At 44.9% G+C, this 24,140-nt stretch carries 17 protein-coding genes; 10 read left to right on the forward strand and 7 right to left on the reverse strand.

What is annotated here, in order from left to right; genetic code table 11:
* Positions 1–141: 141 nt before the first annotated feature.
* The 4 genes from ABFW99_RS02225 to ABFW99_RS02240 all read left to right on the forward strand — a co-directional run bounded on the left by ABFW99_RS02225 (position 142) and on the right by ABFW99_RS02240 (position 4,335).
* Positions 142–294, forward strand: coding sequence for a hypothetical protein (locus ABFW99_RS02225; protein WP_440707407.1), 153 nt, complete (start codon positions 142–144; stop codon positions 292–294).
* A gap of 35 nt (positions 295–329) precedes the next feature.
* Entirely contained in the window at positions 330–626 is a 297-nt protein-coding gene (locus ABFW99_RS02230; protein WP_440707408.1) for a T9SS type A sorting domain-containing protein, read from the forward strand.
* Positions 626–1,642, forward strand: a complete 1,017-nt coding sequence (locus ABFW99_RS02235; protein ID WP_349354304.1) for a metallophosphoesterase family protein — start codon at positions 626–628, stop codon at positions 1,640–1,642. Before ABFW99_RS02230 ends, ABFW99_RS02235 begins: the two co-directional genes overlap by 1 nt.
* 257 nt (positions 1,643–1,899) lie before the next feature.
* Positions 1,900–4,335, forward strand: a complete 2,436-nt coding sequence (locus ABFW99_RS02240; protein ID WP_349354303.1) for a phosphodiester glycosidase family protein — start codon at positions 1,900–1,902, stop codon at positions 4,333–4,335.
* Positions 4,336–4,549: 214 nt separating this feature from the next.
* Here ABFW99_RS02240 and ABFW99_RS02245 read toward each other — a convergent pair whose 3' ends face one another.
* The gene (locus tag ABFW99_RS02245) at positions 4,550–5,710 is read right to left on the reverse strand and encodes an acyltransferase family protein (RefSeq protein WP_349354302.1); all 1,161 of its coding nucleotides are present in this window, start codon (positions 5,708–5,710) and stop codon (positions 4,550–4,552) included.
* A 100-nt stretch (positions 5,711–5,810) separates the two neighbouring features.
* On the opposite strand from ABFW99_RS02245, the gene ABFW99_RS02250 reads away from it, so the two are divergent.
* A complete protein-coding gene (locus ABFW99_RS02250; protein ID WP_349354301.1) occupies positions 5,811–6,665 on the forward strand; it encodes a BadF/BadG/BcrA/BcrD ATPase family protein in 855 nt (284 codons plus the stop codon).
* Positions 6,666–7,228: 563 nt separating this feature from the next.
* On the opposite strand, the gene ABFW99_RS02255 is transcribed toward ABFW99_RS02250, so the two are convergent.
* Complete coding sequence (locus ABFW99_RS02255) at positions 7,229–8,290, reverse strand: glycoside hydrolase family 3 protein (protein ID WP_349354300.1); 1,062 nt, start codon at positions 8,288–8,290, stop codon at positions 7,229–7,231.
* 113 nt (positions 8,291–8,403) lie between these two features.
* Here ABFW99_RS02255 and ABFW99_RS02260 point away from each other — a divergent pair, with 113 nt between their 5' ends.
* Together ABFW99_RS02260 and ABFW99_RS02265 are read left to right on the forward strand one after the other, a co-directional pair.
* A complete protein-coding gene (locus ABFW99_RS02260) occupies positions 8,404–9,645 on the forward strand; it encodes an exo-beta-N-acetylmuramidase NamZ family protein (protein WP_349354420.1) in 1,242 nt (413 codons plus the stop codon).
* A gap of 3 nt (positions 9,646–9,648) precedes the next feature.
* Entirely contained in the window at positions 9,649–11,508 is a 1,860-nt protein-coding gene (locus tag ABFW99_RS02265) for an N-acetylmuramoyl-L-alanine amidase (protein WP_349354299.1), read from the forward strand.
* Between the two features lie 6 nt (positions 11,509–11,514).
* On the opposite strand, the gene ABFW99_RS02270 is transcribed toward ABFW99_RS02265, so the two are convergent.
* The 5 genes from ABFW99_RS02270 to nagB all read right to left on the reverse strand — a co-directional run bounded on the left by ABFW99_RS02270 (position 11,515) and on the right by nagB (position 19,775).
* On the reverse strand, positions 11,515–12,747 hold the full coding sequence (locus ABFW99_RS02270; RefSeq protein WP_349354298.1) for a hypothetical protein: 1,233 nt from the start codon (positions 12,745–12,747) through the stop codon (positions 11,515–11,517).
* A gap of 45 nt (positions 12,748–12,792) precedes the next feature.
* Positions 12,793–15,297, reverse strand: coding sequence for an N-acetylmuramoyl-L-alanine amidase (locus tag ABFW99_RS02275; RefSeq protein ID WP_349354297.1), 2,505 nt, complete (start codon positions 15,295–15,297; stop codon positions 12,793–12,795).
* Positions 15,298–15,339: 42 nt separating this feature from the next.
* Complete coding sequence (locus ABFW99_RS02280; protein ID WP_349354296.1) at positions 15,340–16,299, reverse strand: hypothetical protein; 960 nt, start codon at positions 16,297–16,299, stop codon at positions 15,340–15,342.
* A 136-nt stretch (positions 16,300–16,435) separates the two neighbouring features.
* Positions 16,436–17,740, reverse strand: coding sequence for an MFS transporter (locus ABFW99_RS02285; protein WP_349354295.1), 1,305 nt, complete (start codon positions 17,738–17,740; stop codon positions 16,436–16,438).
* A 106-nt stretch (positions 17,741–17,846) separates the two neighbouring features.
* A complete protein-coding gene (nagB, locus tag ABFW99_RS02290; protein ID WP_349354294.1) occupies positions 17,847–19,775 on the reverse strand; it encodes a glucosamine-6-phosphate deaminase in 1,929 nt (642 codons plus the stop codon).
* Positions 19,776–20,080: 305 nt separating this feature from the next.
* Here nagB and ABFW99_RS02295 point away from each other — a divergent pair, with 305 nt between their 5' ends.
* The 3 genes from ABFW99_RS02295 (at position 20,081) to ABFW99_RS02305 (ending at position 24,125) form a co-directional block, all read left to right on the forward strand.
* Entirely contained in the window at positions 20,081–20,839 is a 759-nt protein-coding gene (locus tag ABFW99_RS02295) for a TatD family hydrolase (protein WP_349354293.1), read from the forward strand.
* A gap of 623 nt (positions 20,840–21,462) precedes the next feature.
* The gene (locus ABFW99_RS02300; protein WP_440707409.1) at positions 21,463–21,855 is read left to right on the forward strand and encodes a DUF3592 domain-containing protein; all 393 of its coding nucleotides are present in this window, start codon (positions 21,463–21,465) and stop codon (positions 21,853–21,855) included.
* Between the two features lie 98 nt (positions 21,856–21,953).
* A complete protein-coding gene (locus tag ABFW99_RS02305) occupies positions 21,954–24,125 on the forward strand; it encodes a TonB-dependent receptor (protein ID WP_349354291.1) in 2,172 nt (723 codons plus the stop codon).
* Positions 24,126–24,140 lie beyond the last annotated feature (15 nt).

Here is a 24,140-nt window from a genome sequence, read left to right on the forward strand (position 1 = left end):
ATGTAACTTACTTGGTTCGGTATGCGGCCGTTATTTAACCACTCGTGCAGCTTTGAACATCTAGGTTTTCGCATTTATCGTGAACACTCTCGCGTTTTTCGTGCGCCGCTTCATACGCTGATCAAATATGCGGTGTATAGGGTGGATACGGGTTCTTCACCAAATAGCATGGAGGAGATGGAAAGTCCATATAACCTGATTGCGGTAACCGGTGAGACGTCATATACCGATGTTACTCCTCCTCCGAAGAAAGTCATTGGTATTTTGTTACTGCTGTTAGCAGAAACAACGTAGAAAGTGAGCCAACCGAAGCTGCCGAAGGCGGAATAGTGGTTTCGAACGAGGAAGTGGAGGAGACCCCGGAGCAAATTTCCCTGTCTCAAAACTATCCGAACCCGTTTAACCCGACAACCAGAATTTCTTTCGATTTGCCGAACAGCGGTTTTACTTCGCTAAAAGTATATGATATGCTGGGCAGGCAGGTGACCGAGTTGGTCAGCCGAAATATGACGGCCGGAGAGCATACAATAAACTTTGATGCCTCGGAATTGTCATCGGGCATCTACATTTATCAGCTCAATATGGGTGATGTTTCCCTGACAAGAAAAATGACGCTGATTAAATAATGACTACACGCAGATCTTTCTTAAAAAACGTAGGACTTGGTGCCCTGGGAATGGGCACTTTGTTCAACGGAACACATTCTGATGAAGAAAGCTTTCGAATTGTACACCTGACCGACCAGCATGTTACTTCAAGAAGACAAGGACATGAGGGATATAAAAAATGTATCGAATCCATTAATGCGCTTGATCCATCGCCTGATTTGGTTTTAATGGGCGGGGATATGGTGTTCGACGGTTTGTACACGGAACTTGAGACTTATGAGGAGTCCATTAGGCTGTATCGAAGTATTACTAAACAGCTGAATGTGCCTTACTATCACTGTCTGGGAAATCACGATGTTCTTGGGCTTTCATCCCGGCGGAAAGTGCCGAAAGATCATCCCGGCATCGGCCGAAAAATGATTATGGAAGAGCTGGGGATGGAGAAAGATTACTATAGCTTCAATCACAAAGGGTGGCACTTTGTGGTGTTAAATTCCATTTTTGAGTTTGAAGGGGAAAACGGGCCGGCCTATAAACCCATGATCGGGGAAGAACAACTGGACTGGCTCCGCCACGACCTTGGCGACCACAAAGACATGCCCGCTATTCTGGTTTCGCATATGCCTGCTTTTTCTCATAAAGGGCAAATCAACAGCGATTTTGAGATGATGGCCATGAGTCCTTTTATCCTGCAGGATAATATTGATCTGCGCCATGTTTTAGAGCGGCATAATGTAAAAGCATTTCTGCAGGGACATACGCATATCAACGAGGATTTTAGATTTAATGATGTATGGTATACGACATCTCAGTCTGCTTCTGCAGCCTGGTGGGGAGGGAATTGGTTAGGATTTAAACCCGGATATACCGTTTTCGAACTTGGTAAAAAGGATATACTGAAATGGTATCCTGTGGAGTACGATTGGGAACACCAGCTGGAACCTGATGATACTGTGGAAAGAGAAAGAATACAGACCAGGCAACAACTGGAGCAAAGGCAGGACAGCCTTTATCGTGCTGAGATTGAGAAGTAATATAAACGTGAGGCGAGGGCTAAACTGATATTGACAATGAAAGGTCATTTCGCGGCGTGTGCCCGAAATCTACTTGTTGATGAGGTAAAGGAGACTCGATTTTAAGGTGACAACTAGATTCCCGCCTCGGCGGGAATGACTAAGCCTTCGTGTTTTACTTATTTGGAAGTTATTCTAATTCCGTACACAGGTTAACGGTTAATAATGTGACCTGATTTTTTATTCTCTATCACACAGCTAAACCTAACAATAATGTTATGAAGAAAACGATACTATCTCTGATTCTCCTCCTTTGTTCCTTCACCGGATTTGCTCAGATTAAATATGATACCCTGAGTGTTCAGAAAATCGGGGATGGCATGTATCACTATTCTATTGAAGCCCCATCGGTTCCATGGACTTTTGATGTGGTTGAAGTAGACCTGACCCGTCCGGAAACGAAACTTGAGACAGTTAAAGCTCAGGATACGTTTGGAGGATATGAACGAACCAGTTCCATGACGGAACGGAAATCCTATGAAGGCCATCAGGTTATTGCTGCGGTAAATGGTGATTTTTATGGAGGAGGGAACCCAACCAATGCACAGGTGATTAAGGGGGAGATTATAAAAAGGCCCATTAGCAGAGATGTATTTGGATATACCAAAGAGAAGAAGGTGTTTATCAACCCTACAACTTACACCGGTACACTATCCCATGGTGGGAGTGAGTATGATATCACGGGCGTAAATCAGAGCAGAACTGCGGATGCACTTGTCTATTATAATCACTATTTCGGAGCTTCGACGGGAACCAATGAGTTTGGAACCGAGCTTATTCTAACCGCTCTGGATGAATGGGTGGTTAATGGGGAAGTAAAAGCGGTGGTAAAGGAAAAGTCAAATGCCGGTGATGTGCTCCTTACAGATTCTACATTTGTGCTATCGGGTCATGGAGCTTCCAAGACTATACTGGATAGCTTTGAAGCCGGAGATACTGTAGTTGTACATCACCAACTGATGCCCGGTTTTGAGGATATCAAAGAAGTTGTTGGAGGGCGGGGTAAATTTCTGAATGATGGGAATAATGAGGGCGACTGGCCGGAGCGACATCCCCGTACAGCCGTAGGTTTTAATGCTAATTCAACGAAATTGTATTTACTGACGGTTGATGGTCGGCAAAGTACCAGTGCCGGTATGACCCTGACCGAAATGGGGGAGTTCATGAAAAGATTTGGGGTTCAAAATGCTTTAAATCTTGATGGAGGTGGTTCTACCACCATGGTTGTTCATAATGAAGTAGTAAATGATCCCTCAGACGGAAGCGGAGAACGCGCGGTAGCAAATGCACTGATGGTGGTTTCATCAAAGCAGAAAACGGGAGTACTGGAGCATTTAAAGCTCGACCCCACATTTAAAAAATTATACAGGGGCAATACCTTCACATTTACAGCCCGCGGAAGCGATCAGAATTATTATCCTGTTGAACTTGATCCCCAGAAACTGAGCTATACTTTAAGTGAGAACTTTAACGCCACTATCGACAGTGAGGGTAACTTTACAGCCGGTGATGCTCCGGATACCGGTTATGTGTATGTCGATTATGAGGGAATGAAAGACACGGCGATGGTTATTGTGAAAGGAATTACCGAGTTCGCCCTTTTCCCAAAATATGCGGTTACTGACAGTTTGTATGAGTTCAGTTTTTTTAATGAGTCCTTCGATTTTGACGGACAAAAACGGGGGGTAAGTAATTCCAACATCAGCTGGCAAGTGGGTAGTGAAGAAGTAGGAGAGGTTATTGACGGAACGTTTATCGGTAAAACAGAAGGAACCACCTCGGTAATCGGAACCTATGATGGCATTTCTGATACGACGGAGGTTGAGGTTCAAATTGGAGGAGGAATTCAAACCATCAGCGGGTTTGAGGATATTGAAGACTGGTCGCTTTGCGGAGAAAATATAGACCTGCAAACTTCCACGCTTACTCTGGTTGACAGTACATTTACTGAGGGGGCGCATGCTATTCGTTTGGGGTATGAATTTGTATATGACAATGATCCGAATATATGGGCTTACCTTGAAACGGATATCCCGGTTTTTGGTGTACCTGATTCCATCAATCTTGATGCCAGGACTGATGGCAAAAAGCATTTGATTGAACTGGAACTGGCAGATAACAACGGTGAATTATTTACCGTGCGGGTTAAGAAATGGGCAGAGAACACCGAATTTGACATCTACCCGGCACTCACGAGTGATATTACCCCGGTTGATCCATTCAGCAGTTTCTATTATCCAATCATCATTAAAAAGATAGGCATCAAGCTGGCATCTGATCAGCAAAGTGGCGAAAGATACACCGGGGCCATTTTCCTGGATAATCTCGAAGTAGTATATCCTAACCGAACGGTGGTGTCTAATGAAGGAACCGGGGATTCTGAAGTTCCGAATGAGATATCGCTGAACCAGAATTACCCCAACCCATTTAATCCTACCACCAAGATTTCATTTCGCATTCCGAATGCAGGTAAAGTGAGTCTGGACGTCTATGATGTACTTGGGAGAAAGGTTACCTCTCTGGTAGACAAAAAGATGAGTGCAGGAAACCACACCGTGAGTTTTGATGCCGGACAACTTTCCTCCGGATTATATCTCTACCGGCTTTCTACCAATGAGACAAGTATTTCCCGCAAAATGATGCTGATTAAGTAATATGATTTCGAGATAAGAAGAAGTAAAACTATTACGTCATTGCTGAAGAAGTTGACCGAACTAGTTATTGAGCATAAAGGTGTCCGTCAGGCCTTCCGACCTCATCAGTCTTCTCCTTCCATAAGGAGAAGGACGCGTTGATATCGGTTCTTCCCTTAACTTGCTATGGTTTTTGCTACCTAAGGTCGCTTATTACTTTGCTAATGAGTTTAAACTAAACCTTGATGATGATGCTTTTCTTTTTCATCCAGGCAGCAAGCAGGTAAAAGAGGACAATCCACATGACTGCATAAAGCAGGGATGCATTTATCGGGGAAGCTATAGAACTGAGTACCACTTCGTAGATCCAGCCTTTTAAAGTATAGCTTTCGCCACCATAGGCGAACCGGATCATATTAAATGTCCGGGCAATAACACCACTGAGGAAGAAAACGGTAATAGCATTGATCCCATAAGCAACCCCCCAATCGGTAAATCGTTGCTTCCCTTTCACATCAATAAACCAGTAGCAAAGCCCGAAAATACACATGGCCTGTCCGCCGGTAAATAAAGTATAAGAACTGGTCCATATGTTCTTGTTAATTGGGAAAATCCAGCTCCAGGTGTATCCAAGAATAATGAGAATAAAGCCCCAAACGAAGAACTGTAAGGTTCGGGAAGATTCGGATTCCTTATCGCTCATCAGCATTCTTCCGGTCCAGATACCTATTAGTGTAGTTCCGATAGCGGGAAGGGTGCTCAGCAGCCCTTCAGGATCCCAGTTAGCCTTCCACATATGGCCGGAAAGCAATAGCTGGTCGATGTATGCAGCAAGATTTCCTTCTGCCGTATCAATGGCACCTGCTCCGTAACCGGGAACCGGTATGGCCATCATCAAAATCCAGTAGCCGATTAAAAGTCCGCCCAGCGTAAGCATTTGCGTTCTGGGTTTAGTGTATAGAAAAAGGAAAGCTCCTGCAGCATAACAAATGGCAATTCGCTGCAGAACCCCGGGGATTCGAATATCAATCAGGTTTTGGTGAAGTCCGAAGTCGGGGCTGAATGTGAGGTACGGGAAAGCAGAAAGGGCAAGTCCGAGCCCGAAAATCTTGGCAGCGCGGATGAGTGTCTTTCTCAGTAAGTCAGAATCATCAGCACCTTTGGCCCGGGCTTTGGTGAAAGCCAGCACAATGGAAACGCCGACAATAAATAAGAAAAAGGGAAAAATAAGGTCAGTGGGAGTCCAGCCATGCCAGGCGGCATGTTTTAAAGGTCCATAGATGTGAGACCATGATCCGGGATTGTTTACCAAAATCATGGCGGCTACGGTAGCCCCTCTGAAAAAGTCGAGAGAGACAAGCCGTTTACCTGAAGAAATTCCGCTTAGAGTAGTCATAGAGAGTATTTTGTGAACGCCAATAGTATAAAAAAAGTAACCAAAGTGGTAATGCAATAATGTGTTAAGTATCTTCGCTCCAATCAATAAAAATAGATGAATGAACATACTGATAGCAGATAGCGGCTCCACCAAAACGGAATGGATTTTAGTAGATGAGGAAGGGCATAAAGAGTATTTCCACACCGATGGGTTGAATCCCTATTTTATGTCGCTTGAGCAACTTATCACCGCTATTGATGAAGGGCTGGCTCAGGTTCTTGAGAATAAGCCCATCGACAAAATCTATTTTTACGGAGCCGGCTGCGGGACTGAGAAGAGCAAGGAAGTTGTCAGGAAAGGAATCGCTGCTTGTTTCAGTAAAGCTGAAATTAAGGTGGATACGGATCTTTTGGCGGCTGCCAAGGCTTGTTTTTGGGATAAGCCGGGTGTGGCTTGCATACTGGGAACGGGATCTAATTCCTGCATTTATGATGGGAAGAAGATCGTTGACAATATCCCTTCTTTAGGATTCACTCTGGGCGATGAAGGCTCCGGCGGTTATTTTGGAAAGCGGATTTTGAGAAGTTACTACTACAACATCATGCCCGAAGACCTGAGAAGTGAACTTGAACAACGCCACGATATGAGGCTGGACAATATCCTGGAAATGGTGTATAAAAAGCCGAATGGAAACCGGTTTGTGGCATCCTTCTCACATCTGTTGGGTAATTTTGCCGATCATGATTTCATCAAGAATATTGTACGGAGCGGTTTTGAGGATTTTGCGGATAAGCAGCTGGCTTATTTCGGGGATTTAGCGGGAAGAGACATTGGCTTTGTAGGATCCATTGCTGCTATCCACCGGGAAACCCTTGAAAGGGTGTTATCTGAGAGGGGACTAAAACTAAGCATCATCGTCCGAAAACCGATTGAACAACTGGTGGAAAACCACTTGGCAGAATCCAATTCCTGAGAAGTATAAAGAACCTCCAGGCCTCTGCATGACCTTGGAGCGTTCGCTGGTTGGCGTAGCTTATTGTTTCTTCTCCCCAATCATACCTTCCTGCAACGCTTCCAGGACCTTTGGACGCTGAAAGGTTGCTCCGGCTGTGAAGGCTTTGCCTTTCTAAACTTTGTTTTTTTGAGTGGCATAAGACAGATGATCGAGGAGAAGTCATCGGCAATAGCTCCGCCCTTCAGGGCGGGGCAGAAAGATAGGAATAACAAGCTTTGCCCCGGTGCATGTCAAATGAAAGAGGTGTTCAAAGCTTTGGCTACAAGCCTTACACGCAAATAGCCCAACCCTGCGATGTACATATTTGCTTTTTTTGGATTTGAGACTTGGGTTGTTCTGTTTGATTTAATTATCACCGCCCTGAAGGACGGTGCTATTAATTCTAAAAAAGAAGCTTCAAGTGTCCCCTGGTTGATAAAGGTTATTGTTTGTTTTGCCTCCAACCATGCCTTCCCTCAACGCTTCCAGGACCTTCGGACGCTGAAAGGTTGCTCCGGCTGAGACAGGTTTTAGCTTTAAACTTAGAGCCTTTCCTTCATCTTCAAAATCCGTAAAACAGATTCATCAATTCTCTGTTCAGATATTTTTCCTTCTTCAACAAGTTGCTCCACGGCAGAAATACAATCTTCAGGTTGCACCTGTTCTTTAAGCAGGTTGTTGCCAAAACAAAAAATATCCAGTCCGGCTTTTAATCCTTTTTCCAGTGATTCTTTCAAGGAATAATGATCGGATATGGCCCTCATCTGCATATCATCAGAAATAATGACCCCGCTAAAGTTGAGCTTTTTTCTCAAAAGATCATTCAAAACATAACTTGAAAGAGTTGCCGGCATTTCTTCATCAAGCTTAGAGTTGAAGATATGCGCCGTCATTATCATAGAGCAAAGTCCTTCATCAATCAGCGTTTTGTAAGGCTCCAGTTCACGATCATCCCATGTATCTGTCACATCCACAAAACCGGCATGGGTATCGCCTTCAGCACTTCCATGGCCTGGAAAATGCTTGCAACAGCTTTGAATCTTTTCCTGCTGATGGCCCCGGATATAGGCCTTTGCATGCCGTGTTACTTTCTCCGGTGAGCTTCCAAAAGAACGTTCCCGTTTGGCTATGATAGAGCTGTCGGGGTTGGAGCTTAAATCCAACACCGGGGCAAAGTTCAGGTTGATACCGGCACCGGAAAGTATGCCGGCTATATGCCGGGAATGCGATTCAGTAAAATCAGTTTCATCTTTCTCCCCCAGCTTCTGATGAGAAATCGTTTCCGGAAATCCGTACTCCGGTTTAAGCCGGTTTATAAGTCCGCCCTCCTGATCAATGCCAATCAAAAGGGGCGTTTCAGAAGCTTCCTGCAAAGCTTTGGTCAACTTGCTAACCTGCTCCGGTGACTTGATATTATGAACCGGTTGGTCGTGAACCATATCTTTGTCAAACAGAATAACTCCGCCCGGCTTATGTTCATTAATCATGTGAAGCACCTCTGAGTGTTCAGAGATATCATTTCCCCGAAATCCCATTAAAAAAAGCTGTCCAATTTTTTCTTTCAGACTTAGTTTGCTTACGGTGCTTAGGTTGTTGGAGGGCATATATTTGAAGGGGTTTCTATTTTTTACAAGTAGTAATCATTCGTTCCTGAAGTTCAGGTTGAGAATGTATAACTTCAACAGCTTAAAATGAAAAAAGATCTCTTTTTATTATGATGAAAAAAGTGCTGCTCCTTTTGCTGGTGAGTGTTTTGGCTACTGCAGCCGGTTTCACTCAGCATACAAACAAAGTTAAAACGGGAATTGAAGTATTAGTTAAGAACAACTTCGATTTATTGAAAGGAAAAAGGGTAGGGGTTATCACCAATGCCACCGGAGTCAATTCCGAGCTGGTATCTACGGTCGACCTGATTTACAATGCCCCGGATGTTGAGCTGACGGCTTTGTACGGCCCCGAGCATGGGGTGAGAGGGGAGTTCGCTGCCGGTGATAAGGTAGATACCTATGTGGACGAGGCAACCGGCGTAACCGTCTTTTCATTATACGGCGCTACCCGCAAACCAACTCCTGAAATGCTGGAAAATGTGGACGTGCTGGTTTACGACATTCAGGATATCGGCGTTCGTTCTTATACGTATATCAGCACCATGGGGCTGGCTATGGAAGCTGCAGCCGAGCACGATATTGAATTTGTGGTGCTGGACCGCCCCAATCCATTGGGGGGCGAAAAAGTAGAAGGAAACATTGTAGAGGAAGGATACTTTTCATTTGTGAGTCAGTTTCCGGTTCCATACATCTACGGACTTACCCCGGCCGAAGTAGCTAAAATGATCAACAACGAAGGTTGGCTGGCTGATGGAAAGCAATGCGACCTGACCGTGGTGGAAATGGAAGGCTGGAACCGGTCTATGACTTTTGATGAAACCGGATTGCCATGGGTGCCAACCTCACCACACATCCCCCATGAATACTCAGCTTACTTTTATGTGGCTACCGGTATAATGGGTGAGTTGGGCGTGTTTTCGGAAGGAGTTGGATATACGCTTCCATTCCAGGTATTTGCCGCCGAGTGGATTGATGAAGGGGAACTTGCTGACCGTATGAATGCTCTGGATATTCCGGGAGTGGTGTTCCGGCCGATTGTCTTCAAGCCTTTTTACGGAAGGGATCAGGGGAAAACCTTACATGGGATTCAAATTCATTTCAGCGACTACACACAGGCACATTTGATGAAGCTGCAGTTCTGGTTTATGCAGGTTCACAAGGAAATGTACCCGGATAAGGACGTCTTTGAAATGGGTAAAAACCGGTGGAGTATGTTTGAGAAAGTGACCGGAACCGATCAAATCCGGAAGCGGTTCAGCCAGAATTATAAGGTTTCAGATATCTCGGATTACCTCTCCAAAGATGTTGCCTCCTTCACAGAAAAATCAAAAAAATATTATCTATACAAGTAATTCATGAAGTATTTAAGTCTATTAGCTGCATTTCTGGTTGTACAATGTATTCCTCAAAGCCTGTCTGCCCAGGTCGATTCTGTCCGGGTAGATTCGGTTCAAGCCGATATCACTGAAGCCATCAGCGACTCTCTTTATCTGAACATTGTAATTCCGGAAACCGATACGGTTACCTACAGCTATTCCAGATATCGCGTTGCGGCTAACACCAACCCCGCTGCAAATGCTTTTATTAATGGCAGGCCGGTTAAAGTGTACAAAACCGGTGCATTTATCGATATGATTGAGCACCGTACTGATACCACAGAAATAGAGTTCAGGGTTGAACTTAATGGTGAGGAATTAACTAAAATCATGTACCTGGTGCGCCCGGAAGCTCCGGAACCTATTGATACCAAAGGGAATGTAATTTCCGACCGGATGATGAAACCATCCAGCGAGCTTTGGCTGTTAACCGGTGAAACCCTGGACGTGCAGTTTTTAGGGACGCCCGGAAAAGAAGTGGTTTTCAATATTGACTACTTCAAAGACGACATCCCGATGAAGGAGGTACCCGAAGAAATAGCCGGTATCGAAGGCCTTTACAAAGGAAGCTACACCGTAAAACCCGGTGATAAGGTAAGAGACAAGCACATCACCTTTAAGATGAAAAAAGGATTGTTCGGTTACGAAAAGAAAAAAAGTGAATACACCGTCAGTTTTAACGGCTTCCCAAGAGTTGCGGAAGTGTTGGATGAAAATGCCTACCTGAACATTGGCATGGGTACCGACCGCCTCGGTGGGGCCCGCTATGGCTTGCTTGAACCGGGAGTGAAACTCAATATCACAGGCCGTAAAGCAGATAATTATCGGGTTCATCTGTCAAAAAGCCTGAGTGCCTGGATACCGGTTCGATTTGTTGAACTCAAAAGCGAGTATGCATCTCCATCAAAATCTCTGACCGGGAATATCAGGGTGTCGGGACGAGATAAATCAGACATGATTACGTTGACGCTTTCGGAAAAGCTACCATATATTACCTATCAGGAGCTTGATCCTAATGTAATTATCGTGGATGTATTCGGAGCCACATCCAACACCAACTGGAAGATTAAGCACCGGAGCTCTCAGGGCATCAGAAATGTAACCTGGAATCAGATTGAAGATGATCGATTCCGACTGGAGATTGAGCTTAATCATAGCCAAAACTGGGGATATACCGTGGGCTACGGCTGGGGGTCTCAGCTGAATGTGGAAGTAAAAAGGCCTCCGGTTGTAACCAACTTCAATAGCCCGTTGGATGGCAGAACTATTTCTGTTGATGCAGGTCATGGCGGAGATAACAGGGGTTCTTTAGGTGCGGCCGGAAACCTCGAGAAAGACGTAACACTTCAACTATCCTATTTGGTGAAAGAGCTTTTGGAGGAAAGAGGAGCTAAGGTTGTGCTGCCCCGAACCGATGATAGCTACGTATACATGAGTGAGAGAAAGGAAATCACTCTTGAAGAAGATGCCGACCTGCTGGTAAGTATTCACACCAATTCCATCGGGTATGGCAGTGATCCGCTTGATATCAGAGGCACTGGCTCTTTTTATAAACATATTGCATTTAAACCGCTCGCTGCTATTATGTATGATAAAATGATGGAGCTTGGCTTTAAAGATTACGGACTGACCGGTAGTTTTAATTTCTCCCTGAACGCCCCCATCGAGTTTCCGAATGTGTTGGTTGAAACGGCTTTTATTTCCAACCCGGAAGAAGAAATATTACTGACCGATCCGGACTTTCAGCAAAAGATAGCTGAACAAATAGTGAAGGGGCTGGAAGAGTTTTACCTGCAGCACGGATACCTTGAAACAGTATCGGATATGCCTGAAAAGTAGAACAGGTTATTTATAGTAGCTCTTTAGAAGATATTTAAAGCCGATCATGAAAATAGACTGCTTAACACGCTGATCGGATGACTCACTGGAAATCTGAGAATTCAGGTGTTTGAATTTGCCTTGTATGATGTATCGGTTAAAGAAGGCAATACCAATACCGCCGGTTACATGCCCGGTTAGTCGTGTGTTTTCGAAATCCTGGTATCCACGGTCATTGACTGAGTAGTCTATTGAAATACCTTTTTGGGTTTCAAAGTCTTTGCCAAGGCCTAGCTCTCCAAATAGTTTGAAAGCATTATTGATTGGCCAGTATCCTCTGACTCCAAGGGTGCTTTGAATTACCTGATACTCAAGGTCTATCTGTAATGGTGTTCCAAATATTACTCTCTCATCTTTATCGCTAATGTTTAGATAGCCGGCCGAAAAAAAGAAACCAATGCGATTCTTTAAAGATGGAATTAAATATTCGACTTCAGCTTCTAGGTATGGAGCAGTTCCTGTGAACCTGGCGATCTCAGTACCAAAAATATTATTGGTACTTTCCACAAAATACTTCGAGGACCCTAAACCAAGCCCAATATTCAAGTACCTGGAAGACAGGGTTGGAATTCCGGTATACCTCTTAAATTCTGAATTAATACATTCATTATAATCTGAAAAAGCCTTTATTAGCTGTGCTTTATTATATCTGAGAGAAGAAAAGTCAGGGTGGTCATCACAGTGCAGACTATTAGCAAGTTGATTCCGGAAAGTATTGTCTCGTACTAACCTGCCATCGCTTCTGATATACAGAGCGTAGATAAGCTGTACTGGTTTTTGCCCGGTTAAAGAGAAATAGAAGGTATATCTGTCATCAGATTGTGTACTATACAAAGTTGCGTCGCCTGCAACCTCAACCCGAAGTAACAAACTTTGTTCTATGAAGGAAGAATCATTAGTAGTTTCTTCGATTACTAATGTTTCTGTGTCTTTTCTGATTAATTTAAAGTCTGATACTCTGATTTCACTGACATCACTGAAGGCGATGGTATCGGGATCGGCCCTGTATCCTGTTTTAAACAGGAGGTAGGGTTGGGTATCAGTTATGGAATTAATACTGATAAGCCCTGCATGTTTAATTCCATTTGTATCGATGTAGTGGCCATCCTCAAACAACGCTTGCGCTGCAGCAGGTGATGAGAAAGCAGCTACAAGTAGGAATAAACAAAACGTTCGCATAACTGCTTTAATGATAATCATAAAGGAGTCCTTAATATGCAGACTTATCTGTGGAAACGCGGCGAATTATTTCAGAAGAGTCATTTTCTTGGAAACCGTTCCTGATTTCGTTACCAATCGATAGATATATACTCCACTTGATAGCCTTGAGGCATCAAACTGAATGGTATGAAATCCTTTTGACTTAACACCGGAATAAACAGTGGCTACTTCCCGTCCCAGCATGTCGTAAATCTTCAGATCAACTTCACTCTGTTGCGGCAATCCAAAGCTGATGTTAGTGGAAGGATTAAACGGGTTCGGGTAGTTTTGCTTTAGCTCAATTTGGTTAGGTACATCTGAAATAAGCTCATCGTTCGGCTCGGTAGAAGTAGCAAGTCCCATTTCAACCGCTCTTAGATCATCAAATACAATAAAGCCGGTTGTGGGCTGCCCCTCAGTGTAGGTCATTTGGAAACTGTCCAGGTACAGATTGCCATTCAGCGTTCCGTTACCGTTTACCCAGGCAACCACACTATCCTGACTTAGATCCCATGAAACCAATTTCCAGCCAAGCCAGTCAACGGTGTACCAGGAACTTCCTTCAAGCTCTCCGTTTCCATCACGAAGCATAAATCTGAATTTGTTTCCGTTTCCATCACCGAATACATAGGTTTGAAGAATGAGGTCGTTGGCAAACTTGGGAGTGGTAGTTCCACCACGATACTGACGAATCAGGTTTGAGGTACTGGTAGTATCCCAGCCGTAATTCACCCGCATAGATTGGCTGCTGTTTGTAAGAAGGTTGACTTCAGCCGTACTGATTTCCACACTGGTTTCTTCAGCAATATAGCCGTCGGTGCTACCACTTTGTGAGGGCTCCCACCAGGCTGATATTCCATCTTCGAAATCATCAACTGAGGTTTCATCTGCGATGTCCTGATCTCCGGTAGGGAAGGTGCGTACTATATCCGAACCCAGGCTGTTTCCGGCGGTATCGCTGATGGATTTGGAAAAGGTGAAAGTGTAATTTCGGGACTTATCCAGTCGCTCGGAGGGGAAAAAGTTAAGTACACTGCGGTCTCCGATGGTATAGTACACCGTTTCGCCGGGAACCACATAATCACTTTTACTCACTTCTACCGTTGCTTCATCAAAGAGGGTAGTGTCTAAGTGCTCATCAAAAGTAGCACTGATGATAGGCCTCAGCTCGTTAAATTGGGTATTGGTAGGGCGGATATCGGAAATAGCCGGAGGAATGATATCGACCGGACCGGTTTCGAATGTTACGCTATAGGAATCACCCTGTGTGCCATCGGCATCACCGTCAAGGGTGTGAGCATAAGATGAATTATCAGTTGCTGTGGAATCAATTTTAAGAGTGTAACTGCTTTCAAAGTCAAAGCTGTTCGTGGAAATGCTCAGCTTTTTATCTGAATTCCAAGTAAGGGTATAGTCGGCTTCAGGAGCTAAAGTCAATGCATTTTCAACAGCGGTTCTGTCCATAGAACGGCTGAAATTTAATACAAGAGTTTCTCCTGGGTTAATTTCACCATCTTCACCAATAGATGTAGAGGCTACATTGGGAGGAATATTGGAAACCATAGCTACATCGGTAAAGGTGAAATCCGTTGAAATGATATTGGTATCAACGGTATCGGTGTAAAAGCCTTCAGCCTCTACGATGATTTGTGCCGGTCCGTTTTCCAGTCCTTCCATATAGTAAAACCCATTTTGAAGATCACCGGGGTTTGCAGCGTAATTGTTGAACAGGGATTCAAAAGTATCGGTGGTATAGGTAGAATCTCCGATTGAGATTTCTGCACCGTTGATGGGGAGCCCGCCATCGGCATTGGTGATGTAGCCGGTTGCAATACCTACCGGAGGTCGCTCCACATCCAGGTATTCCAGAATAGACCAGAAAAAGGATTGTGCTTCCAGTCGTTTCCAGTCTGCATTTAAATTTCGTTTTTGCTGGGTTGGATTGGTATGAAATCCGGCCTCACTCAATACAGAAGCCATGTTGGTTGTTCTGTTTACAAAGAGGTAAGGGAACTGATTATCATGATTATCAACAGAACTGCCCTGATAGAAATTACGATCGGCCCAGTTGCCGATGGTGGGTATTCGCATGGCATCGGTGAGCTCAATCTCCATGATGTCGCCCATTTCTTTTCCACCATTCGGAGTTTTCTCCACGGTCTGTCCGTTCGAGCGCCATCCGCCATGTAAGAACAAAGTATTGTTAGTGGTATTTGAACCGGCATTACTGTGAATGGAATGAAAGAAATCAGCACCGGTAGCATTGGCCAGGTCGTCTCTCTGAGATAAATCAACACTTTGAGAATCATTAGTCCGGCTAATGTACACGGTATCAATATCGGTTTGGGTGAGTAGCATTTCACGCAGTGCCAGTCCTACCCGAAGCACTTTCTGGGCCTCCGAATAGTTGTAAAGCCCCATATTTTCGGTTTGGCTGTGGCCGGGATCAAGAAAAATGGAAAAGCCCTCGAGTCCGGTTACGGTCTGGGCTTTAACCGGAGCTGTGCTGATCAGTACTGTAAATGCAAAAAGGGATAGAAAATACTTCATAATGCCGTGTATAGATGGTTGCTGATTGATTCTGCAAATAGGTTAGTTGGCGATGTTTAGGATGTAAATATTTCCATCATCCGGGCTGTCGAAGGCAATTCGGTTACCCTGTGGAGACCAGTCAGGATTCATAGCAATGATATCTGTTGATGATGTCAGGTTAATCCGCTCTTCCCCGTCTATGCTAAGAGCGTACAGGTCTGATTTTGTGTAGTTGTGTCCGTCATCTTCGGCTACCATTGCCACCAGGTACTGGCTGTCTGGCGACCATTTTGCGCGGTTGGCTTTACCCAGATCCATCAGGTTGGTGCCGTCAATATTCATCACAAACAAATTGCCGCCATACACTTCAAAAGCCAGCTTTCTTCCGTCCGGGGATACTTCCAGGTTCAGGTATTGAGCGTCCTCAAAAGGAGAGATGTTCTCGGTGCTGTTTTCCGGTACTTTACCGGTGGCAATTTGATTCGATTTCAGTACATAAAATGGTTTGGTGACCGATGCTTTTTGCTGTGTTGAAACTTCTTTGCCTGAATCGAACGATTCAATGTCATTATCGGAAATAAGCACCACCTGCCGGTCGTAATTAGCCCATTTTGGGATGGATGGCATCTGATCTCTGAATTCAGTCAGCAGTGTTGGTTCGTTACCATTGGTGTGATAAATTTTTACGGCAAGTTTTCTTCTTTTATTCTGAAATTCTGAAACACGGGTCAATATAGACTCGGAATCAGATGACCAGGAAAAACCATATCCGGCTGATTCATTGGTAATCTGCTCTATGTCAGAACCGTCCGCATCCGCTATCCAAAGTCCCTGCTGCCGGGAAGAAGTAAAAGCAATCTTGGTTCCGTCAGGCGACCAAACCGGATTCATGTAATCAGCTCCCTCCACACTGATTAATCTTTGAGGCTCGCCCTCAGGGGAAGGTTGAGCAAAGGCAGTTGCTGATAATGTAAGCGTCAGCACGAGGGTGGTGATGATGCGGTAAAAAGAAGAGTTCATAGTTTGAATGTTAAACGATTTACAGGTCATAATGATATTGGTAAAAATGATTGAAAATACTGTAAGATGCTAACGGATAGCACCTTACAGATTTTATTCTTTGTAAAACTGTCTTTTTATAAACAGGGTAGGATTGTTAATTATTTTCTGCTTCCTGCTTGTCCTTTTTCTTTCCAAAGTCAGGATCGATATCTACAAACTTTGTTACAATAAAAATCGGGATAGTGGCAATCATCACCCAGATAAAGAAATCAAGATAACCCAGCCACTCTTGCATAAAACCACTAATGGATCCGGGGATCAGCATACCAAGGGCCATAAAGCCGGTTCCGAACGCGTAGTGGGCCGTTTTATTCTCGCCGCGGGCTATATAAATCAGAAACATCAGGAAAGCAGCAAAGCCAAATCCATATCCAAATTGTTCGATAGCCACGAAGGCACTAATCAAGGTATAGGATTCCGGTTGGTAATAGGCCAAAATCACGTACACCAGGTTGGGTACGTTCATAGCAATAAGCATCGGCCATAGCCAATACTTCAGTCCTTTTCGGGAAATAACCACTCCGCCAATAATACCACCAATGGTAAGGGCAATTACTCCAATGGTACCGTAGATAAAACCTAAATCAGAAGTGGAAAGGCCAAGTCCGCCGGCTGCAATATCATCAAGAAAGAACGGAGGGCCCATTTTCACGAGCTGACCTTCCGCAAATCGGTAAAACAGGATAAAAGCAAGAGCTATCCAAATTTGCTTCTTCTTAAAGAAATCAATGAACACTTTGAAAAAGGCAGCCAGCTGTTCTTTGGGGCTGTCATATTCTTCGGCAATATCATCTGCCGGTTTGGGGATAGAAAGGGTGTGATAGAGAGCGAAAACCGTCATAACCACGGCCAGGATGCCAAAGGTAACTGCCCAGGCATAATCTACATCGGTTCCGTTTTCAATCAGGTAACCGGCCAAAATAACCAATGCTCCTTTACCACTGATGATAGCTATCCGATAAAAGGTAGACCGAATCCCCACAAAAAAGGATTGTTTTTCTTCATTAAGGGCGATCATGTAAAACCCATCCGCGGCTATATCATGCGTTGCGGAAGCCAGGGCCAGCAAGTAAAGCACGATAAGGCTGAAAGCAAAGAAAGAAGGGGTGAGCAGTACAAGAGCCACACCAGCGAAGGCCGCTCCCATCACAAACTGCATTCCGATGGTCCACCAGCGCTTGGTTTTGGTATTCTCCACCAGTGGACTCCAAAAGGGCTTAATGATCCAGGGCAGGTATAGCAAACTGGTGTATAAACCGATCTCAGCATTTGAGATGTCCAGATTTTGATACATAATGACCGAAACTTCTACCACCATGATGTAGGGGAGCCCCTGTGCGTAGTAGAGCGATGGAATCCAAAACCATGGATTCTCTTTTAGCTTAGCTATTAAGTTCATATGCCGGTGTTGATTTCATGGTTAAGCTTCAAAATGTCGAAGCTGGAATTATAGGTAAAAAAAAAGCGAAAGAAATATCCCTTTCGCTTTTAAATGTTTAAAAATGTCAATCCAGCTCTTTCCAGCGTACAAAGGCTTCCATAGCTTCGTACTCGGCCAGCCCCAAATTGTCATAAAGTTCAGCGGTGCCGCGGGTACGGTCGTCGGCTCGCTGCCAGAATTCCCGTTTGTCGGTTCCTGGGAACAGCGGACGGTCTTTCTGCGACTGATGCTTGAAGATGGCCTTACGCTTACGATCGGTTTCTTCAGGGCTGAGAGGAACGGCCATCTCAATATCCTCAATATCCCATTCCTGCCAGGCTCCGCGGTATAACCAAGTCCAGCAGTCTTTCATCCATGGCTCATCTTTCAATTCGCGCAAGGCACTGAAAACGGCATCCAGACACACGCGGTGCGTACCATGCGGATCAGATAAGTCTCCGGCTGCATAAATCTGATGAGGCTTCACCTGCTTGATAATATCTTTAGTGATCTCGATGTCTTCCGGGCCAATGGGCTTTTTACGGACTTTCCCGGTTTCATAAAATGGCAGGTCCAGGAAGTGCATATTCTCATCGGGGATTCCCACATACCGGCAGGCTGCTTTAGCTTCCCCGCGACGAATCATCCCTTTGATGGTTTTCACTTCTTCAGAATCGACTTCACCGGGTTTCTTATTCTTGATAGATGCCCGCACCTCTTTGAAAAGATCAGCAGATTCCTCATTCTCAAGTCCGAAGCTTTCGTGATAGTCGGTTACGAAATCGGCGAAACGAATAGCTTCATCATCAAAAACAGCGATGTTACCGGATGTTTGATAGGCAACATGGACTTCATGTCCCTGATCTACCAAACGGATAAAAGTACCGCCCATTGAAATTACATCATCATCGGGGTGGGGACTAAAAATAAGCACGCGCTTTTTGGAGGGTGATTTCCGTTCCGGGCGGTAGGTGTCGTCCTCATTGGGTTTACCGCCGGGCCATCCGGTAATGGTATGCTGAATCTCGTTAAAAATACGGATGTTTACATTGTAAGCGCGCCCGATATCAATCAGCACATCATTCATGCCATGCTCGCTGTAATCTTCATCCGTGAGCTTGAGTATGGGTTTTTCCAGGAAAAGGCTTAACCAAACTACAGCTTTTCTCAGAAGTTCATCCGTCCAGTCAATCGGACCAACCAGCCACGGAGTTTTGGTTCGGGTGAGTTCAGCTGATGAAGCATCATCCAGAATAAACTCAACATTTTCGTGTTTCTGTAAAAAGGTAGCGGGAATCTGGCTGGTGATGTCCCCCTCAATAGCCTTTTGTATAATATTGGCTTTCCCTTCACCCCAGGCCATCAGGAAAATACGGTCAGCCTTCATAATGGTTCCAACACCCATGGTGATGGCACGGCGGGGAACATTCTCTACACCAAAGAAACCGCTGGCGGCATCCAATACGGTCAGGCTGTCTAACGCAATCAGTCGGGTTTTGGAGTTGATGGATGAACCGGGTTCATTAAAGCCAACGTGTCCGGTTCGGCCGATACCCAGAATCTGGATATCTAACCCACCAAGTGCGTCAATTTTCTCTTCGTACTTCTGGCAAAATTCATATACGTCTTCCCGATCCAAAGTGCCATCGGGGATGTGGATGTTTTCTTCTTTGATGTCCACGTGGTCGAAGAGATACTCATGCATGAAATGCACATAGCTGTGAATGGAGTCCGGCTCCATCGGGTAGTATTCGTCCAGGTTAAAGGTGACCACATTCTCAAAACTCAGCCCTTCTTCTTGGTGCATCCGGACGAGCTCATCGTACAGCTGGGTAGGGGTGGAACCGGTTGCAAGACCCAGGACGGCTTGTTCCCCTTTGGAAGCCTTGTCGCGTATCAGCGAAGCAATTTCATCGGCGGCATATTTGGAAGCAATTTTGGCCGTATCAAAAACTTTGGTAGGCACTTTCTCATACTTTTCAAACTCAGGGCGAATGAGTGGAGTGGAAGACATAAAACAATAATTGATTAGATGTTGATTTCGATGCAAAGCCCGCATACAGAAAGCAGGTCTGAAAAAGATAGAACCCGCAAAATAAGGCTTAAAATGATTAATTCAATACGATGTAGGGCAGTTTTACCTAAAGCAACAATTTGTTAACATAATGTGTCCCTTATGTATAGATGAGGCGCCTTGTGGTTTAAAGGATATTGAACCGGGCTAATCTATGGCTCGAAATAGATCCGGATCTTTGGTTGTCATCCTGAACTTGATTCAGGATCTTTAGTGGCATTTTTAATTAAACCGGAACCAACTACGTGATAGACACTCATTCCCATATATACCTTCCTAAATTTGATGAAGATCGAGAAGCCGTAAACCAGCGGGCAGTGGAAGCCGGAGTGAAAGCGATCCTGATGCCGGCCATCGACTTCGATTCGCTTAAGCAGATGGAGAAGCTGAGTCACCGGGAAATTGATTTCTACAAGATGGCCGGGATCCATCCCTGCGATGTGGAAAGTCTATCGGATGATTTTGAAGAACAACTATTCGGGCTTTGTTTAAAAGAAAATATCTACGGAGTGGGAGAGACCGGCCTGGACTATTACTGGAGCACCGATCATGTGGAAGAACAGAAGAAAAGCCTGCGTATTCATTGCAAAGTAGCCAAAGAGGTGCAAAAGCCAATCATCATTCACAACCGGGAAAGTACCGATGATGTGCTGGATATCCTGGAAGAGGAACAGGATGGAAGCCTGACTGGTATATGGCACTGTTTTAACGGAACGGTAGAAGAAGGGAAACGAGCCATTGGTTTTGGCTTTCATTTGGGGATAGGGGGAGTGGTCACCTTTAAGAATGGAGGAGTGGACAAAACCGTAGCTCAACTTCCGCTGGACAAGATGGTGCTGGAAACCGATGCTCCGTATCTGTCGCCCACCCCAAAGCGCGGGAAACGCAACGAACCGGCCTTTATGAGATACACCGCCCAAAAGCTCGCTGAAATATTTGATGTAAGCCCGGAAGAAATAGATGCCCGTACCACGGAGACGGCAAGGCAGTTGTTCGGGATTTAAAAGAAGTTGAAAATGACGGGTAAGGTTTTATCTTAAGACAACTTACGTCATATTGAACGGCGTAGTTATGCGACAAATTCGTCGTACAATAACCAAATAATGCACTCGGGGAATTTTAAGTATGATTACAGGATCTTATCCGACGTCTCATAAGATAGCCCATGTCGCATAGTATTATGTTATACTGCTTTCAAATATCATCAATTATTATTGAATTTGATATCTAAATCATGGGTTTAGACCTCGTTCCCAACCACCCGGTTGGGAATGCCTGACAGGACCACCCGGTCCAACTTAGGTAAACAGGCACGAGGGTTAGCCACAAGACAGACGGGCTGTACAATCTTATTCCTGTTTTAGTACTCCAATCAATAATGCTGTGATCCCAGCACCATGTAAGCAGAGCTTACCAGATGCGTTCCGAAGCTGGAGCTTCGGAACGAGAACCATGAGATTAAATGGTTGTGGACGAATGCGATATGAACTTGATTGGGTGAATTTAATTTTGCTATTTCCGTGAACTTCTAACCCGGCGTGCCCTTTATTTTGCGCCAGATCATATTGCGATGAACCTGCCTTTAATTGTTGGAATAGCATTTACTCTTTTCGGAATATATTTGTCAATGTATGCCGTCAGAAATCTCAGAAGAGCTAAGCAAAGCGAAGGCTGGCCTGTGGTAAACGGGGAATTATTGAGCGTTGAATTATGGGGTAAACGAAATATTGACGGTCAGATGAAAGACGCCGAAAAGCTGTCGGTACAGTATGAATATTCTGTCCGGAATAAAGTGTATACCGGTACTGCTGTTGCTTTTTATACCCTGATGTACCCGGAGACCACTGAATTTGCTGATAACAATTCCGCAGATAGCCCGGTTGATGTGTACTATAATCCGGATGAACCTTCCGAATCCGTACTGATTCCGGGGCACCGAAAAGGTAATAAGCGGTACAGTGATTTGATTCTTGCCTTGTTTGCTGTCTTAATTGGAATAGTGGTAGCCGTAATGAGTTAATGGGCAAAAGAAGTATGTGAAAGTAAGTAACATTGCTGCCATCCGATATTCAGAGTTCTTATTTTTCAGAAAACAAAAAACTCTGACTATTACTCATCATGTTCCAAAGGCTATTCATCTTCTGTGCATTCCTATGTATTACACCGGCCTTGCTTGCCCAACATACTTTTTCTGCCCGCATTATCAATCATGAAAGTAAAGACCCGCTGATCGGGGTCACGGTTTATTTTCCGGCTTTGAATAATGGAGGGAGTACAGGTTCAGACGGATCGGTGACCGTTCGAAATATTCCTTCAGGAACCCAACAAATTTCGATCAGCTATGTGGGTTACGAGACGCTTAGGCTGCAGCGAGCATTTCCGCTTTCGGCACAAGAGCAGGGTGAGATTTTGGAGCTTCATCATGCTCACGGCGAACTGGATGAAATTGTCGTTAATTCTACCCGAAGCAGCCGTACTATTGAAGACAGCCCTACCCGCGTAGAGTTTATTGCAGGTGAAGAACTTTCAGAAAAGGGGAATATGAAACCCGGCGACATCCGCATGTTGCTGAATGAAAGTACCGGCATTCAAACTCAACAGACTTCGGCCACCAGTTATAATTCCAGTATCCGCATACAGGGGCTGGATGGAAAATACACCCAGTTGCTACGGGACGGACTTCCCTTGTATTCCGGTTTCTCGGGAGGGCTGAGCCTGATGCAAATCGCCCCTCTTGATCTGAAACAGGTGGAAGTGATTAAAGGAGCATCTTCTACCTTATATGGGGGAGGAGCTATTGCCGGGTTGGTTAACCTAATCACCAAATCTCCGGAAGAAGAACCTGAGCTGAGTTTTATGCTAAACAGTACTTCAGCTTTAGGGCTGGATGCGAGTGCCTTTTATTCACAAAAATACGGACGGCTGGGAACTACCGTTTTTACCTCATACAATAAAGGAACGGCCTACGATCCGGCCGATAACGGTTTGACTGCTATCCCTGAATTTGATCGCTTTACCTTTAACCCAAAACTGTTTGCTTACCTCGGAAATACCACGCTTAATTTTGGGGTGAATCTGGTAACGGAAGAGCGCCTTGGCGGAAGTATCGATTATGTGGAAGGAGACCGGAACAGCGATCTTTACTTTGAGCGAAATGAAACCGACCGGTTATCAACGCAGTTTCAACTGGAACGTGAGTTCAGTGATCAAATGGTGCTGACTTTGAAAAACAGCAGCAGCCTGTACGATCGATCTATTGAAATACCGGATTATACATTTGCCGGAACTCAATTTTCCACCTTTAGCGAGGCAAACCTGAGTTTGATCAATAAGCAGACAGAGTGGACAGGAGGGCTGAATCTCTGGACCGATCATTTTGATCAGTCAAAAGGGGGGAACGGAAATCCGCTCGATTTCACTAATACCACATTGGGGGCATTTCTGCAGAATACCTCGCCGATAAGCGAAAAATGGTCGGTCGAGGCCGGATTCCGTTTAGATTACCAGAACAACTACGGCGTTTTTCCGCTTCCCCGCCTGTCTCTGATGTATGAACCTTCGGCACAGCTTACTTTCCGGCTGGGTGGCGGGCTCGGATATATGATCCCAACCGTTTTTTCTGAAGATGCCGAGCGGCAGCAATTTCAAAATATACAACCTCTTGATACCGATAACCTGGATGCCGAGCGATCAGCCGGGGGTAACCTGGATGTGAATTACCGGCTACCGATTACTGAAAAGCTGATTTTGTCGACCAATATTCTGGTGTTCTATACCCGTATTAACGACCCGCTCGTGCTTTCATCCACAGGGTCAGGTTTTGAATTTACTCAACCCAACGGTTTTGTGGATACCGAAGGGGTAGAGGTGAACATGAAGTGGAGTTATGGCAACCTCAAACTGTTTGTGGGCTATACACATGCTAATGTGGAGCAGCACTATAACGGGCAGGTTACGGAGTTTCCGCTGGTAGCTGAACACCGCCTTAATAACGTACTCATGTACGAAAAACACGGAAACTTCTGGATCGGGTTGGAAGCTTATTACTACAGTCCTCAAAAGCTTGGGGACGGAAGCACCGGAGATGCTTACTGGATTACCGGGCTTATGACTGAAAAACGGCTGAATGAACACTTTTCCCTGTTTCTGAATTTTGAGAACTTCCTCGATACCCGTCAGACAGCTTTTGATACCATTTATACCGGCACCCTCGAAAATCCTGATTTCAGGGATATCTACGCCCCGGTAGATGGATTTGTAATAAATGGCGGGGTGAAGATAAATTGGTAGAACATAAGGTTTCAG

This window comes from Gracilimonas sp. BCB1 (genome assembly GCF_040117685.2).
Classification (GTDB): Bacteria; Bacteroidota; Rhodothermia; order Balneolales; family Balneolaceae; genus Gracilimonas.